Source organism: Sphingomonas kyeonggiensis (assembly GCF_014204495.1).
Classification (GTDB): domain Bacteria; phylum Pseudomonadota; class Alphaproteobacteria; order Sphingomonadales; family Sphingomonadaceae; genus Sphingomonas; species Sphingomonas kyeonggiensis_A.
This window is the reverse complement of the sequence record NZ_JACHLN010000003.1, coordinates 259,958-275,654: the sequence shown is the minus strand read 5'-3', so window position 1 is coordinate 275,654 and position 15,697 is coordinate 259,958. Positions and strand designations below refer to the sequence as shown.

Genomic DNA, 15,697 nt, shown 5'->3' with positions numbered 1-15,697 from the left:
CTCCGGCTTCCATGGCCGGGTTCTGCCCCCGAAACGGTTAAGGACGCGTGGAGGCGGCGATCAGTATTGATGCGAGCGCGCGGTTCATCGGCGTATCGATGCCGTGCTTCGCGCCGAGGCGGACGATGACCTGGTTGCGGGCATCGACTTCGGTCTGGCGGCCGGCTTCGAAATCGGCGTGAAGCGAGTTGACCGATTGCGGATGGGCAAGCGTGGTCCACTTCACCACCTGGTCGGCGAGCTTGTCGGGCAGGTCGGCGCCCTCGGCCCGGCCTACCGCGATGCACTCACGGACCAGCGCCCGCATCACCTCCGCCGCGCCTTCGTCATTGGCGACTTCGGCGGGGCGGTGGGTGAGGGCGCTGACGATACCCGAGCAGTTGATCGCGAGCTTCCGCCAGGCGGCGGTGAGGAAGTCCGGCGTGGTCTGGGCATCGATCGGCGTGTCGGTGAACAGCGCGACCAGCGCCTCGCCGGCTTCGCCCTCGGGCACATGGATGGTGCCCTCCCGGCGCTGGATGATGCGGCCGGGCGCAGTGCGCTCGGCGGGCAGGTCGATGATGACCGGCACGGTGCGCTGGGCAGGGACCTGGGGGAAGCGCTCGCGCTGCTCGACGCCGTTCTGGATCACCGCCAGACGAGTGGTGGGTCCCATCAGCCCTGGCAGCCAGGCGGCCGCGGCAGGGCAGTCATAGGTCTTGGTGGTGCACAGCACCCAGTCGACCGCGGTCGCCTCCGCGGGATCGGTGAGGATGCGCGGTGCGGCCTGGATCACGCCCTCGGGCGTCTCGACCTCGAGATCGGCGAGCGGCGAGCGGGCGCAGACCGTCACGTCATGGCTCTGGGCGAGCCAGGCGGCGAGGGTGCCGCCGATGGCACCCGCGCCGATCACCGCGATCCGGACCATCAGATGCCGCCCAGGAAGTCCATCTTGCCGAGCGGCGCACCCTTGTGGCGCAGGATCGCGTAGGCGGTGGTGATGTGGAAGTAGAAGTTCGGCAGCGCGAAGGTGGTGACGTAGGGCAGGCCCTTGAAGTGGAAGCTGCGGTTTGGCGTCTTCACTTCGATATCGGCGTCCTCGCGCCCATCGACCGCTTCGCGCGGGACCGACTTGAGGAAGGCCACGGTCGCGGCGATGCGAGCCTGTAGCTCGTCGAAGCTGGTCTCGGTATCCGCCATCGCGGGTGCCTCGAGCTGGCCGAGCCGGGCGAGCGCGAACTTGGCGCCGTCGCTGACGCGCTGGATCTGCGAGCTGAGCGGCGCCATGTCGTCGGCAAGGCGCGCTTCGAGCAGCTCGGCATGCGGGATGCCGTTCTCGTCCGCCCAGGTGCGTGCCTTTTCGAGGAACGCCGACATGGCCTTGAAGCCACGCAGGAAGACGGGGACGGTCAGGTCGTAGAGTTCGGTCGACATGCGCGCGGAGATAAGCGGAGCGAGGCGGCTGTGCAACGGCCCACTTCTCCCTCTCCCCGCCGGGGGGAGAGGGAGAAAGCGGCTTCAGAACGCTGCGCGCAGAGTGAACTGCACCAGCGGGCCCGAATGCTCGCGCTCGATCTCATATTCGTCGAGATCGCCGGCGCGGCGGTTTTCGAGGATCTCCTCGAGCGAGTCCCCGTCATATTTGCGGAAGTCCTCGTACTTCACGCGATCGAGCAGGTTCTGTGCCGAGACGCGGAGAACGATGTGCTTGCCGATGCGTTTTTCGACGAACGCTTCCAGGTCCGGATCGTAGCGCAGCTCCACCGTCTCGTCGAAGTTCGACGCAAGCGACTTGGAGCGGCCCGAGATCGTCGCGCCGAAGCTGACGTCCGCTGCCTTCACCGTCTGGATGAAACCCAGATTGTAGACATGGTGCGGCTGGGCATTGAAGCGGCGCTTCTCGCCGGTGAACGGATCGGTCGTCGAGCTGTCGAGATAGGTGTAGTTTGCGAAGATGCCGGTGTCGGGCATGCCCAGGAAGGTGAGCGGGGCCGACAGGTCGAATTCGAAGCCCCAGGCCTGGCCATCGCCGATATTCTGCGGGCGGAAATCCTGGCCCGGGCCGTTGTCGCGGACGGCAACCAGCTCGATCAGGTCGGTGATGTCGCGGTAGAAGAAGTTCACGCCGGCGATGCCATTGCGCCCAATGCGACGCTCATAGCCAACGTCAACGCCCCAGGCGCTCTGGTTCTTCAGCTCGGGGTTGCCGGTGGTGGTGTCGTCGTCACCGGGGGTCTCGTCATATTCGATCGGCGAGAGCAGGTCATAATCCGGGCGGCGGATGGTGCGTGCGACCGAGGCGCGGAACTGGTCCGCACCCGTCGGCGACCAGCGCAGGCTGAGCGACGGGTTGAGGATGCCGGTGTTGTAGTTGGCCGAGGTGGTGGTCGCGGTCACCTTGCGATCGACGATCTCGTAGCGGGCGCCGCCGTCGACCGTGAAGGACGAACCGAGGTCGTACGTCAGGCGGACATAGGGCGAATAGCGGTTCTCGCGGATGCGGAAAATGTCGGTCAGGATACCGTCGTTCAGGCCATCGCGGGTCTTGAACAGGAAGTCCGAGCCGAGCTTCAGCTTGAACGCGCCGCCGTCATAGCTTCCAGAGAGCGTGCCGCTGAACTCGGTATCCTTGATGTGTAGGGTTTCTTCCTCGTCCAGGTCGAGGTCGCTATAGTCATTTTCGTTGTCACCCTCGAACACCGTCGTCTTGGTGTTCTCGCGATACTGGTTCCAGCCACCGGCCAGACCCAGCTCGAAGCTGTCGCTCACCGGCAGCTTGGCATCGGCGGTGACGGCATAGGTCTGCTGCTTGATGCGCTCCTGTTGCACTTCCACGCCGTCGAAATCTAGGTCGGCGTCTTCCAGCGTAACCGACTGCTCGTCCTCGTCGCGATGCGTGTCGACGAAGAAACCGTTCAGCCGCAGCCGGCCACCATCGCCGAACCGCGTGGTGATCTCCGCGCTACCCGACAGGTCGCTGCCATCACGCGTGTCACTCTGGGCCTCGAAGTCGCTGAACTCGGGATCGGTAACGTAGTGGCTGGTCACGGGGTTGCCCGGGAAGCGCTTGTCGTCAGTGGTCGGCTCGCCGCCAAAGCGGTATGAGACCTTGCTCTTCGGGTTGCGCCGCTTCTGATAGTTGAGCGCGATCCAGTAATCGGTGCTCTCGCTGAGCTTGCCGGCAAAGGCAGCGGCAGCTGAGGGGCGGAGCACCCCGTCCTTGGTATTGAGTAGCGCGCCGATCTTGCCGAAGCCGCCCTTGAAGCTGGTCGCTTCCTTGGTGACGACGTTGAGCGTGCCGGCGACGCCGTCGCTCGGCTGATCCGGGCGGGGCGCGCGGACGATCTCGATGCGCTCGACCAGCTCGGCCGGGATGCGATCGACGAAGAAGGAGCCGTCGGCCTCGCCGCCGGGCGTGCGGCGGCCGTTGATCAGCACGTTGGTGAAGCCGCCGGGCAGGCCGCGGAACTGGACCTGGTCATATTCGAGTACGTCCGAGGTGAAGGTGGCGCCCGGCACGCGTTTCAGCATTTCGCCAACCGATACCGGCTCGAACTTCTGGAAATATTCCAGGTCGTAGGAAAGAATCGGGTTGGGGTCCGCGGTGCGGTTGCGGAAGAAAATCTGGCCGGTGACCAGGATCTCGTTCGCGCGCTGCTCTTCGGTGGCGGGGGCGTCTGCCGGGTTCGCGGTGTTCTGGGCCTGCGCTGCGCCGGCGGCTAGCGTGGAAGCGAGCACCGCGATGGCTGCGCCGCTAAGTAAGCGCGAAACGTTCATGTCCTGGTTCCCCTTTCGCAAGGGGCGATCCGCCCCCGCTCTCGGCGGCGCTCAACAGGACGTAGATGAACCGTACACGGCGGTTTGGCGTCGTTTCGATTACGATTATGTTTCTTTTGTGCGACTGCGGCATCCGCGCAACAGCTTGTTGCGCGGATGTGTCCGGATCAGTGCAGGGTCGCGCCGTCCATCTGGCGCTGCGGCGCGGCGCGGTGGCCGTGCGGGGCGTCGATCGTGAAGCTCGCGGCGCTGTCCGCCAGCGAATCCACTTCCTGGGTGAGGTTGCGCGCGGCTGCCGAGGTTTCCTCGACCATCGCGGCGTTCTGCTGGGTGCCGCGATCCATGTCGCCGATCGCTTCGCTGACCTGGCTGATCGCATGGCTCTGGGCGTTGTTGTCCTCGGCCATCGTGCCGATCAGGGCATGGACCTGGCCGACATCGCCCGAGATATCGGCAAGTGCGCCATCGACCTTCATCACGGCATCGACCGCGGTGACGACTTCGGCCTGGGTATGGGTGAGCTGGTCGCGGGCGCGGCCGGCTTCTTCCTCGGCGCGCATCGCGAGCGCGGAGACGAGATCGGCGACGACCGCGAAGCCACGGCCGGCTTCGCCAGCACGACCGGCTTCCACGGCGGCGTTCATCGCGAGAACGCGGGTCTGGAAGGCGATCTTGTCGAGGCCTTCGATAACCGAGTCGATGCCCTTGGCGCTTTCGCTGACGCGAGTCATCGCCTGCACCGCTTCGTCGGCGACCGCGCGGCCGGTGCCGACCACGGCGATGGCGCCATCGGCACGCGACAGCGTCTCGTTGGCCGAGAGCGCGATCGACTTGAGGCGGTGATCGATCGCGTTGACCGCGGCATTGGTCTCTTCAAGCGTCGCGGCATTGCGCTCGGTGCGACGGGCGAGATCCTCGGAAGCCGAGGCGATCTCGTTGGCGCCGGTGCGGATATTCTCGGTGCCGGTGACGACCGTGCCGATCAGCGATCGGAGGCCATGCGCGGCATCGTTGAAGCTGCGCTTGAGCGCGGCGAACGGGCCGGTGAGCTCGGCATCGATCTCGACGCTGAGGTCGCCGCGCGCCATCGCGTCGAGGCTGGTGCCGATCGTTTCGACGATCAGCTTGGTCTGCGCTTCCTTGGCTTCCTCGGCGGCCTTGAGCTTGTCGCGGAAGGCGTCGATCGCCTGGGCCATGCCGCCCAGCTCGTCCTCGCGTGCGGCGTGCGGCACCTTGACCGACAGGTCGCCGCTGTCGAGCGCGCGCATGGTGTCGGCAAGGTCGAGCAGCGGGCGTACGAGCAGGCGGCGTGCGGCCTGGGCCAGCAGGAAAGCGGCGGCCATGCCCGCGAGCAGCGTGAGGAACAGGACGATCATCGCCACCGTGCCGAGCGCGGCCGAGCTGGAGGCGACTTCCTTCGCGTGGCCCTCGATCGCTTCCGAAGCGCTTTCCATCGATTTCTCGAGCGCGCGGAACTGGTCCATGAAGCCGGGCATCTGGGCACGGGCGGCGAGGGGATCGCTGGCGGCGGTGTCGACGATCTTCTGCGCGGCGGCGGCATAGGCGTCCATCGGCGTCTTGAGCTGGCTGGTCGCGGCGACGATGCTGTCTACGCCCTGGAAGGCGGCATCCTCGTTGATCGTCCGGGAAAGCGTGCCGAGGTGATCCTTGAGATCGTCGAGCGTCTGCTTGCGCGCGGCGTCGTCGCCGCCGACCAGCGCGGCGAGCACGTCCGCGCGGACCGCGTCGTGCATCATGTCCGCTTCCATATGGTTCTGGAGCAGGCCCGCGGCGGCCGCCTGCTGGGCGATCGCGCTGTTTTCCTTTGCAACGATGAACAGCCCGGTGCCGCCCGAAAGCGCGGTGATGCCGATAAGAACGGCGGCAGCCTGGGTCGTTGCCTTGTTGAGCGACGTGATCTTCACGGAAATCTCCCGCGCGGTGCCTGTCGCGGCATCCGGCTTCAGCACGAATTATAGGTGGAAAGTCCGCTGCGGGTTCGGGCCCTCTACAAATGTTTCCGGGGGATGTCGGTAACTGGGGCTGTTCAATGCGTGCGACTTTCGGTGCGGCGGTGTCCGCACTTTCTCTGCTGGTCATTCCTTCGGCATTTGCGCAGGACGCGCAGGAGCCGGCACTCGATATCGGTGCCACCTATCGCGCCGATCTCTCGGGCGTGGCGGCGGACCGGCGCAAGCTGCGCAGCTTCGGGCTCGACGATCTGAACATCGAGGCGAATGGCGATCTGGAGCGCCTGGTCGGCTGGAACGGCGCGAGCTTCCATGTGGACGTGCTCAACAATCTGGGCGGCCGCCCCAATGACGCGGCGGGTACGCTGCAGGGCGTCGACAATATCGAAGTCGCCAGTGCGAAGCTGCGCCTGTTCGAGATCTGGGTGGAGCAGAAGCTCGGCGCCACCACCTCGCTGCGCGCCGGCCTCTATGACCTCAACAGCGAATTCTACGCCAATGACGCTGCCGGCCTGCTGATCGCGCCGGCCTTCGGCGTGGGCTCGGAAATCGCCTCGACCGGACCCAACGGCCCGTCGATCTTCCCGACTACGGCGCTGGCCGTGCGGCTGGAGCAGCGCTTTGGTGGCGCGGGCTTCGCGCGGGTCGCGCTGCTCAACGCCACCGCCGGCGCGCTGGGCGACGATCGCGGCTCGGCGCTCGACTTCCACCACGGCGTGCTGCTGATCGGCGAGGCCGGCGTGGAGAAGGACGGCAACAAGTTCGCGCTGGGCGCCTGGGGCTATAGCGAGCGCCAGGACGACATCGCCGAAACCGACAGCGCCGGCGATCCGATTCGCCGCCATGCGCGCGGCGCCTATGTGATCGCGCAGAAGGCGCTTGGCGACCAGGACGGCCCCTTCGCCACCAGCCTGTTCGTCCGTGCCGGCATCTCGGACGGCAAGACCAGCCCGTTCAAGGGCGGCTGGCAGGCGGGCGTGCTCGCCACCCATGTCCTGCCCGGGCGTGACGACAGCCAGGTCTCGTTCGGCGTGAACCAGGCCTATCTTTCGAAGGGCTATCGCGACCTGTTGCGCGGCGACGGCGTGCACACCGCCCAGGCCGAGAATGCGGTGGAGCTCACCTTCTCCGACAAGCTTACCGACTTCCTGACGCTGCAGCCCGACGTGCAGTTCATCTGGAACCGCGGCGGCGATGTCGATGCGGCACGGGTGACCGTGCTCACGCTCCGGGCGACATTGGAATTCTGACGGCGGCGTTGCGCGTCGGTTTTGGTAAATCGATGCGCAAACTCCTGATAGTCAACGGTAATTCTCGTTTCAATTGTTTCAAGTCATTACTGCAGTTTTACGGTATAGCACCCGGCTATAGCGCTCGTTTATCTTGATAACACTTGGCGTGATTTGAAAATTGACGCTGGTGTGTTGCAAGAATAAATCACTGGTCGCACCCCCTGAAGGACTGACGAGATGCCCGTGACCTTTGCGCCGGCTGCGAAGCCGGCGGCGTATCCGCGTAAGCTGCGTGAGCTGCACAACCACCATTTCGATTCGACCGTGTGGAACGATCTGGCGTTTCGCGCCGATGATGTGGTCGTCTCGACCTATGCCAAGGCCGGCACCACCTGGACGCAGCAGATCGTCGCGCAGCTGATCTTCGGCGGTGATCCCGAGGTTTCGGTGGCCGAGATCTCGCCCTGGGTAGACCTGCGCGTGCCGCCGGTGCTGGTGAAGCTCGCCGCGCTCGAGGAGCAGGAGCATCGCCGCATCCTGAAGACGCACCTGCCGGTGGACGCGCTGCGCTTCAGCCCCAGGGCCAAATATCTCTATGTCGCGCGTGACGGCCGCGACGTGGCGTGGAGCCTGCACAACCATCATTTCCACGCGACCGACGCCTGGTACGAGATCCTCAACAACACGCCCGGCCGGGTCGGCCCACCGATCCCGCGTGCCAATCCCGATGTCGCCGAATATTTCCGCGAATGGCTCGACGGCGATGGCGCACCTTTCTGGTCCTTCTGGGAGAATGTGCGCAGCTGGTGGGCGGTGCGCGACCTGCCCAACGTCCATCTCGTCCATTTCGAGGCGCTGAAGCGCGACCTAGCGGGCGAGATCCGCAAGATCGCGGCCTTCCTCGACATCGAGATCGAGGCGGAGAGCTTCCCGCGTATCCTGCGCCATTGCAGCTTCGACTGGATGAAGGCCAACGCCGCCAGGTCCGCCCCGCTGGGCGGCGTATTCTGGGACGGCGGGGCGGAGACCTTCATCAACAAGGGCACCAATGGCCGCTGGCGCGAGGTGCTGACTGCCCAGGATGTCGCCAATTACGAGGCGATGGCGCTGGCCGAGCTCGGTCCGGAATGCGCCGCATGGCTTGCGAGCGGCGAAGCGGCGTAATTGCCCCGCTTGCAGATCGGGGTCCGTGCGCCGAAGTAGGGCACATGGACCTCGACGCACTGCTACTCCACTATTTCGACACCGACGAACCCGAGGCGCTCAGCGAAGCGGAGCGCGCGCGGGGCGAGGAACGGCTGCGCATCGATTTCGGTGTCGAGCAGGAGCCCTCGCGCAAGTTCGCCTTGTGGGTGGTGATGGAAGGACTCGGCATCGCGCCGCTGCCGGCCGAAGCCTTTGACGAGGAGCCGGCGCTGCGGGTGGCTGCCGAGAAATATCTCGACGCTGCCTGGAAGCTCGAGCGCGACTAGCGCGCGGCGGTGGCACTGCCGCCGTTGAACAGCGCCTGGGCTGCGCGCTTCTCGGGTGTGTCGTCGGCGCCGTAGAGCAGCGGCCAGACGACCTGGCGGGCGAGATCGGCATGGTTCTGCCGCACCAGCTCCTGCGCCATGTAGAGCCGCGGGGCGGGGGCTGCCGGCACCGCGCGGATCGCGACGGCCAGACCGCGCATCGCGGTATCGGGCACGCGCTCGCCGAGGCGGGTATAGCTCTGGAAATAGGCGATCAACGGCAGCGGCGCTTCGCCGTCGAGCCGGATTGCGCGCTCCAGCGTCTTGCGAGCGATGGCAAGTGTGGCGGCGCGTTCCGCGGCCGGCGCCGCAACCGCCTGCGTCGTCAGCGCCACGCCTTTCCAGCTCAGCGCCCGGATATCGTCCGGCGATTTCTCCAATACGCGCTCGGCCATGGTGAGGCAGGTATCGGCATGGCCGGCGCGGCATTCGGCCTCGGCCTCGACCAGCATTGCCTCGGGCTCATAGGGGAGAGAGGCGAGCCTGCCGCGCAACTGGCTGAGCCAGGGCTCTGCGGCGGCGGTATCGGTGGGGAAGGGGGCAAGGCGTGCGCCCAGCTGGAGACGGGCCTCGACCATCGCGCCACCGGTCTGCGACAGGCGGGTGACCAGCGGCTCCTCCTCGCGCGCCAGCGGCCTGGCGGTCCGCGCATAGGCGAGCACGCTGCCGCGATAGGTGGTCAGGTCGGCGCGCAGCTTGCCCAGGTCGCCGAACACCTGCGCCGCCTCGGCCATCGGCCTGCCCCGGCCGATCGCGGCCAGATAGGTGCGGAACTGCCTGGATCGCTCGGCCTTCAGGTTCGAGAACAGGAAATAATGGGCGATCGCCCAGGCCTGATAGGGGTTCCACTGGTTCTTCGGCGCATCGAGATAGCGGCCGGTCACCACATCCCCCACGTCGATCGGCTGATAGGCGCGGTAGAAGGCGCGGTAGCCGTCGGGCGCGCGGGCATAATCGATCACGCCGTTCTCGCGCACCAGCAATGTCGAGAAGATCGCGCCGACCCCGTCGATGTACCAGCGCGGGAACACGTCCGGGGTGTGGGTGCGCAGGAAGTGCTGGGCGAAGGCCGAATAGAGCACCGCGTCCCAGCGCCGGACCAGCGGCGGGAAATAGGGAGGCGGGAACGGGCAGTCCCAGGCGCCTTCGGCCAGCGCGTCGGCGCAGTCGAGGTCTTCGGCGCGCTTGGTGTTCATGTCGAGCAGCTGGTCCTTGCGCGCGATGGCGATCACGTCGCCCTCCTCGCGCATGTCGTAATAGCGCTGCTCGGCGAAGCTGCCGGCATAGGGGCCTTCGATCCCGCGGACATTGCGCAGGCCCAGCTTGTCCTGGAAATTGCCGTCGCCGAACAGCGTGACCTGCAGCTTGGCGGTCTCATCCGTCTTCGCTCCGCCGCGGTAGATGCGCGAAAGCAGGCCGTGCAGCCGTTCAAGATTGGTGATGACGCGCTTGAGTTCGCTTTCGCTGCCGTCGCTGTAGACGATCAGATGCGCGGTCTCGGCGCGGCGCCAGTCGCTCTTCTTCTCCTCGCCATTGCCCTGCACGATGATGTCGGACGAACCGGTCTGCGCCTGGGCCAGGCCCGGGGTGAGCAGGCAGAGCAGAAGCGCGCAGCAGCGACCGATCGACATGGCATCGTTCCCGGATTTCAACGCGTTCGAAGACGAAGTGCATCCATCATCCCCCGGAAGGCCCGAGGGATCAATCCCACCCCGATCCCATGGCGACGTGACGGCCCTGTGAAGCGAAGCGCGATTGCCCCGCTCCAGTGCTTGTCGATCGCGGCGGTCAGCGGTTCTCGGTCTGCTCGCGCAGCCGGGCCTCGCGCTCGGCGATCTCGGGCGTGAGCTCCGCGCCGAAATCGGCCATCTCGTAAAAGGGCCGGATCTCGAGCTCGCTCGGGCCGGGCATCGGATTGGGGCAGCGCTTCGCCCAGGCGATCGCTTCGTCCATGTCCTTGACTTCCCAAAGCCAATAGCCGGCGACCAACTCGCGGGTTGCGGCAAAGGGGCCATCGATCACGGTGCGTCCAGCTCCGTCGAATGCGATCCGCACGCCCGCCGAGGAAGGCTTGAGCCCGTCGCCGCCGGTCATGATCCCGGCCTGCACCAGCTCCTCATTATACTTCATCATCGCGTCGAGCAGTTCGGTCGAGGGCATCAGGCCCGCTTCGCTGTCCTCGGTCGCCTTTACCAGCACCATTACCCGCATCGTTCCTCTCCTTCTGGTTCGCCGGAGCGTCCTGTATTTCCCAGTCTGACGACGAACGGGGTTCGGGGAAATCGCCGGGGCCGGATTATTTCCCGGACTGCGTCAGTCCTTGCAGACCTGCACCAGCGCCATCCGCATCGGTTCGCCGCCGAAGCCGGGGAACACCTGGTTCTCCACCGTGATGTTGCGGCACGGCTTGCCTTGCTTGTTGAGGATCACCTTCTTGCCTGCCGTGCGCGCGGGGGCGGGAGCTCTCGCGGTCTGGCGTGGGGCGGTGGCGCGGGTGGCGGGGCAGGAACCTTGCGCCACGAGCCGCTGGTAGGTCGATTCCTCCTGCGATTTCGCCCAGGCATCGGCGCTGGCGCGGCCCTGGGTCTTCAGGCGCAGCTTGTAGCCTTCGATCAGGCGGCGCTTCTCCGGTTCTGGCAGGGAATTCATCGAGCATTGCCCGGTGCGCTGGGCGGCAAGCGCGGGATCGGCTTCGGCCATCGGGACGGGGCCGAGGATCAGCAGGACGGCAGGCACGTGGCGAAGCATGTGTCTCTCCAATGCCCCGCCCGCGCGCATTCTCGCCGGAGCAGGGTGACACAGGCAATCGCGCCACACCCGGACGGCCGCGCAAACCGCTCGGCTCGCCCCAAAAGAAAACCGCCGCCCGGTTGCCCGGACGACGGTGTTTCTTGCGTCAGTTCCTAACGTCGCGAGGAGATCACTCCTCGGTCAGATAGTCCCCGGCATCGGCATCGGTGCCATGGCCCGAGGGCACGACCGAGGCGAGCGGATCGCTGCCGGTGCCTTCCGAGTCACGCACCGAGCGGGCGAGCTCGGCGGCATGCTCTTCGGCGGCCGAGTTCGGCGCCACCAGTGCGTTCTGCAGCGCGCGCTGCTGGACGCGGAGGGCGGCGTCGCGGCTCGTCGCGGCGACACGCAGGCGGTTCATGCCCGCGCCGGTGCCGGCGGGGATGAGACGGCCCACGATCACGTTCTCCTTGAGACCGATCAGCGTGTCCTGCTTGCCCTGGACCGCAGCCTCGGTGAGGACGCGGGTGGTCTCCTGGAACGACGCCGCCGAGATGAAGCTGCGGGTCTGCAGCGACGCCTTGGTGATGCCGAGCAGGATCGGCTTGCCCTGTGCGGGGGCCTGACCCGGAGCCAGCTTCTCGTTGGTCTCGTCCATCTCGGTACGGTCCACCTGCTCGCCGGGGAGCAGGGTGGTGTCGCCGGCCTCGGTGATCTCAACCTTCTGCAGCATCTGGCGAACGATCACCTCGATGTGCTTGTCGTTGATCTTCACGCCCTGCAGTCGATAGACTTCCTGGATTTCCGACACGAGATATTCCGCCAGGGGCTCGATGCCGAGCACCTCGAGAATGTCGTGCGGATCGGGCGAGCCGCCGATCAGGTTGTCGCCACGCTTCACGTAGTCGCCTTCCTGGACGTCGATCACCTTCGACTTCGGAACCAGATACTCCACGACCTCTCCGCCGTCCTCGGGCTGGATGCCGATCTTGCGCTTGGCCTTGTAGTCCTTGCCGAACACGACACGGCCCGAGACCTTCGCGATGATCGCATTTTCCTTCGGCTTGCGGGCCTCGAAGAGCTCGGCGACGCGCGGCAGACCGCCGGTGATGTCGCGGGTCTTCGCGGATTCGCGAGCGACACGGGCGAGAACGTCACCGGCCTGCACGGTCGCACCGTCCTCGACCGAGAGCACCGCGCCCGGCGCCAGCATGTAGCGGGCGGCTTCGGCGGCACCTTCGCCGGTCAGGGTCAGGCGAGGACGCAGATCCTCCTTCGACTTGCTGGCCGCGCGATACTCGGTGACGACGCGCTGGGCGATGCCCGTCGCTTCGTCGACCTGCTCGGTCAGCGTCTTGTTGTCGAGCAGGTCCTGGTACTTCACGACACCGCCGGTTTCCGTGATCACCGGCATGGTGAACGGATCCCATTCGGCCATGCGATCACCCTTCGAGATGATGTGGCCGTCGTCGAACATGACATACGCACCATAGGGGATGCGATCGACCGCGAGCTCGCGGCCTTCCATGTCGAGGATGGCGATCTCACCCGAACGGCTGAGCACCACGCGGCGGCCGCGCTGATCCTCGATCAGGCGCAGGTCGCGGAACTCGACGGTACCGTCGACAGCTGCCTCGAGGTTCGAGGTTTCGTTCAGCTGCGCCGCACCACCGATGTGGAAGGTGCGCATGGTCAGCTGCGTGCCCGGCTCACCGATCGACTGCGCCGCGATGACGCCGACGGCCTCGCCGATGTTCACCGGGGTACCGCGGGCGAGGTCACGCCCGTAGCACTTGCCGCAGACACCGATCTTGGCTTCGCAGACCAGCGGCGAGCGGATCTTCATGCCCGGAATGTTCAGGGCCTCGATCTTCGCCACGGCCGGCTCGTCGAGCAGGGTGCCGGTCGGGATGACCACGTTGCCGTCCTTGTCGACCACGTCTTCCGCGGTCGTGCGACCGAGAATGCGCTCGCCGAGCGAAGCAATGGTCGAGCCGCCTTGCACGATCGCGCGCATTTCCAGCGCCCGCTCGGTGCCGCAATCCAGCTCCATGATCACGCAGTCCTGCGACACGTCGACCAGACGGCGGGTCAGGTAACCCGAGTTCGCCGTCTTGAGCGCGGTGTCCGCCAGGCCCTTACGGGCGCCGTGGGTGGAGTTGAAGTACTCAAGGACGGTCAGGCCTTCCTTGAAGTTCGAGATGATCGGCGTTTCGATGATCTCGCCCGACGGCTTGGCCATCAGGCCGCGCATGCCGGCAAGCTGCTTGATCTGCGCCTGCGAACCACGCGCACCCGAGTGGGCCATCATGTAGATCGCGTTGATCGGCTTCTCGCGGCCCTTGTTGGGGCCGTCCTCGAAGCGCTTCACAGCCTTGATCTCGTCCATCATGGCGCCCGCCACCTGGTCGCCGCAACGGCTCCAGGCGTCGATCACCTTGTTGTACTTCTCCTGCTGCGTGATCAGGCCGTCCTGATACTGCTGCTCATAGTCCTTCACCAGGGCGCGGGTCTCGTCGACCATCGCTTCCTTGCTCGCCGGGATGATCATGTCGTCCTTGCCGAACGAGATGCCCGCGCGGAACGCGTGACGGAAGCCGAGCGCCATGATCGCGTCGGCGAACAGCACGGTCTCCTTCTGGCCGGTGTGGCGATACACCTCGTCGATCACGTCGCCCACGTCCTTCTTGGTGAGGAGGCGGTTGACGGTGTCGAACGGCACCTTGTGGCTCTTCGGGAGGCACTCGCCGAGCAGCATGCGGCCCGGGGTGGTCTCGAAGCGCTTGAGGTAGGTGTTGCCTTCCTCGTCGGTCTGCGGAACGCGGCTGATCACCTTGGTGTGCAGGGTGACGGCGCCGGCCTCGAGGGCCTGGTGTACTTCGGCCATGTCGCCGAGCAGCATGCCCTCGCCGGGCTCGCCTTCCTTGAGCATCGACAGGTAATAGAGACCCAGCACCATGTCCTGCGACGGCACGATGATCGGCTTGCCGTTCGCGGGCGACAGGATGTTGTTGGTCGACATCATCAGGACGCGCGCTTCCAGCTGGGCCTCGAGGCTCAGCGGAACGTGCACGGCCATCTGGTCACCGTCGAAGTCGGCGTTGAAGGCCGAGCAGACCAGCGGGTGGAGCTGGATCGCCTTGCCCTCGATCAGCACCGGCTCGAACGCCTGGATGCCCAGGCGGTGGAGCGTCGGCGCGCGGTTCAGCAGAACCGGGTGCTCGCGGATCACCTCGTCCAGGATGTCCCAGACTTCCTTGCGCTCCTTCTCGACCCACTTCTTGGCCTGCTTCAGGGTCATCGAGAGACCCTTGGCGTCCAGGCGGGCGTAGATGAACGGCTTGAACAGCTCGAGCGCCATCTTCTTCGGCAGGCCGCACTGGTGCAGCTTGAGTTCCGGACCGGTCACGATGACCGAACGGCCCGAATAGTCGACGCGCTTGCCGAGCAGGTTCTGACGGAAGCGGCCCTGCTTGCCCTTGAGCATGTCGGACAGCGACTTGAGCGGACGCTTGTTGGCACCGGTGATCGTGCGGCCGCGGCGGCCGTTGTCGAACAGCGCGTCAACGGCTTCCTGGAGCATGCGCTTTTCGTTGCGGACGATGATGTCCGGCGCGCGCAGCTCCATCAGGCGCTTCAGGCGGTTGTTGCGGTTGATCACGCGGCGATACAGATCGTTGAGATCCGAGGTCGCGAAGCGGCCGCCGTCCAGCGGCACCAGCGGGCGCAGCTCGGGCGGGATGACCGGGACGACGTCGAGGATCATCCACTCGGGGCGGTTGCCCGAATCGATGAAGCTCTCGACGACCTTCAGCCGCTTGATGATCTTCTTCGGCTTCAGTTCCGACTTGGTGACCGCCAGCTCCTCGAGGAGCTCCTTGCGCTCGCCTTCCAGGTCGAGATCCATGAGCATGATCTTGACCGCCTCGGCGCCGATGCCGGCCGAGAACGCGTCTTCGCCATACTCATCCTGCGCGTCGAGCAGTTCGTCCTCGGTGAGGAGCTGGAACTTCTCGAGCGGGGTCAGGCCCGGCTCGGTGACGATGTAGCTCTCGAAGTACAGCACGCGCTCGAGCTGCTTGAGCTGCATGTCGAGCAGCAGGCCGATGCGCGACGGCAGCGACTTGAGGAACCAGATGTGCGCGACCGGGGCGGCCAGCTCGATATGGCCCATGCGCTCGCGGCGGACCTTCGAGACGGTCACTTCCACGCCGCACTTTTCGCAGACGATGCCCTTGTACTTCATGCGCTTGTACTTGCCGCACAGGCACTCGTAATCCTTGATCGGACCGAAGATGCGCGCGCAGAACAAGCCGTCACGCTCGGGCTTGAACGTGCGATAGTTGATGGTTTCCGGCTTCTTGATCTCGCCGAACGACCACGAGCGGATCCGATCCGGCGATGCGATGCCGATCTGGATCTGGTCGAAGGTTTCCGGCTTGGCGAGCGGGTTCGCGAAGTTGGTAAGTTCGTTCATTTTTCAGTCCCTCTGGAGGGT

General features: G+C 65.9%; 10 protein-coding genes and 1 pseudogene. 3 read left to right on the top strand and 8 right to left on the bottom strand.

The features are described from left to right. Positions 1-37 precede the first annotated feature (37 nt). The 4 genes from HNP52_RS15555 to HNP52_RS15540 form a co-directional block, all read right to left on the bottom strand. A complete protein-coding gene (locus HNP52_RS15555; protein WP_184168551.1) occupies positions 38-907 on the bottom strand; it encodes a 2-dehydropantoate 2-reductase in 870 nt (289 codons plus the stop codon). After that, on the bottom strand, positions 907-1,413 hold the full coding sequence (locus HNP52_RS15550; protein ID WP_184168550.1) for a DUF1993 family protein: 507 nt from the start codon (positions 1,411-1,413) through the stop codon (positions 907-909). The genes HNP52_RS15555 and HNP52_RS15550 overlap by 1 nt, the downstream gene beginning before the upstream one ends. 84 nt (positions 1,414-1,497) lie before the next feature. Then, the gene (locus HNP52_RS15545; protein ID WP_184168549.1) at positions 1,498-3,756 is read right to left on the bottom strand and encodes a TonB-dependent siderophore receptor; all 2,259 of its coding nucleotides are present in this window, start codon (positions 3,754-3,756) and stop codon (positions 1,498-1,500) included. Positions 3,757-3,923: 167 nt separating this feature from the next. Continuing rightward, on the bottom strand, positions 3,924-5,681 hold the full coding sequence (locus HNP52_RS15540) for a methyl-accepting chemotaxis protein (RefSeq protein WP_311768486.1): 1,758 nt from the start codon (positions 5,679-5,681) through the stop codon (positions 3,924-3,926). A gap of 149 nt (positions 5,682-5,830) precedes the next feature. On the opposite strand from HNP52_RS15540, the gene HNP52_RS15535 reads away from it, so the two are divergent. The 3 genes from HNP52_RS15535 to HNP52_RS15525 all read left to right on the top strand — a co-directional run bounded on the left by HNP52_RS15535 (position 5,831) and on the right by HNP52_RS15525 (position 8,430). Further along, a complete protein-coding gene (locus HNP52_RS15535; protein ID WP_311768485.1) occupies positions 5,831-6,976 on the top strand; it encodes a carbohydrate porin in 1,146 nt (381 codons plus the stop codon). Between the two features lie 219 nt (positions 6,977-7,195). After that, entirely contained in the window at positions 7,196-8,122 is a 927-nt protein-coding gene (locus HNP52_RS15530) for a sulfotransferase domain-containing protein (RefSeq protein ID WP_184168547.1), read from the top strand. 44 nt (positions 8,123-8,166) lie between these two features. Then, positions 8,167-8,430: a hypothetical protein gene (locus tag HNP52_RS15525; RefSeq protein ID WP_184168546.1), complete on the top strand. Its 264-nt coding sequence runs from the start codon at positions 8,167-8,169 to the stop codon at positions 8,428-8,430. Here HNP52_RS15525 and HNP52_RS15520 read toward each other — a convergent pair. The 4 genes and pseudogenes from HNP52_RS15520 to rpoC all read right to left on the bottom strand — a co-directional run bounded on the left by HNP52_RS15520 (position 8,427) and on the right by rpoC (position 15,676). After that, positions 8,427-10,100, bottom strand: coding sequence for a M48 family metallopeptidase (locus HNP52_RS15520; protein WP_184168545.1), 1,674 nt, complete (start codon positions 10,098-10,100; stop codon positions 8,427-8,429). The two genes, HNP52_RS15525 and HNP52_RS15520, sit on opposite strands and share 4 nt — an antisense overlap. Before the next feature lie 232 nt (positions 10,101-10,332). Further along, positions 10,333-10,680, bottom strand: a pseudogene (locus HNP52_RS15515) (YciI family protein); the annotation flags it as partial. 102 nt (positions 10,681-10,782) lie between these two features. Then, positions 10,783-11,217 (bottom strand): hypothetical protein, encoded by a 435-nt coding sequence (locus tag HNP52_RS15510; RefSeq protein WP_184168543.1) that lies wholly within the window; start codon positions 11,215-11,217, stop codon positions 10,783-10,785. 172 nt (positions 11,218-11,389) lie between these two features. After that, positions 11,390-15,676, bottom strand: a complete 4,287-nt coding sequence (rpoC, locus tag HNP52_RS15505) for a DNA-directed RNA polymerase subunit beta' (RefSeq protein ID WP_184168542.1) — start codon at positions 15,674-15,676, stop codon at positions 11,390-11,392. Between the last annotated feature and the right edge of the window lie 21 nt (positions 15,677-15,697).

Excerpts from the sequence above, each read along its gene's own strand:
- HNP52_RS15520 (WP_184168545.1), bottom strand. The coding sequence starts at position 10,100 with ATGTCGATCGGTCGCTGCTGCGCGCTTCTGCTCTGCCTGCTCACCCCG.
- HNP52_RS15525 (WP_184168546.1), top strand. The coding sequence starts at position 8,167 with ATGGACCTCGACGCACTGCTACTCCACTATTTCGACACCGACGAACCC.
- rpoC (WP_184168542.1), bottom strand. The coding sequence starts at position 15,676 with ATGAACGAACTTACCAACTTCGCGAACCCGCTCGCCAAGCCGGAAACC.
- HNP52_RS15510 (WP_184168543.1), bottom strand. The coding sequence starts at position 11,217 with ATGCTTCGCCACGTGCCTGCCGTCCTGCTGATCCTCGGCCCCGTCCCG.
- HNP52_RS15530 (WP_184168547.1), top strand. The coding sequence starts at position 7,196 with ATGCCCGTGACCTTTGCGCCGGCTGCGAAGCCGGCGGCGTATCCGCGT.
- HNP52_RS15545 (WP_184168549.1), bottom strand. The coding sequence starts at position 3,756 with ATGAACGTTTCGCGCTTACTTAGCGGCGCAGCCATCGCGGTGCTCGCT.
- HNP52_RS15555 (WP_184168551.1), bottom strand. The coding sequence starts at position 907 with ATGGTCCGGATCGCGGTGATCGGCGCGGGTGCCATCGGCGGCACCCTC.
- HNP52_RS15550 (WP_184168550.1), bottom strand. The coding sequence starts at position 1,413 with ATGTCGACCGAACTCTACGACCTGACCGTCCCCGTCTTCCTGCGTGGC.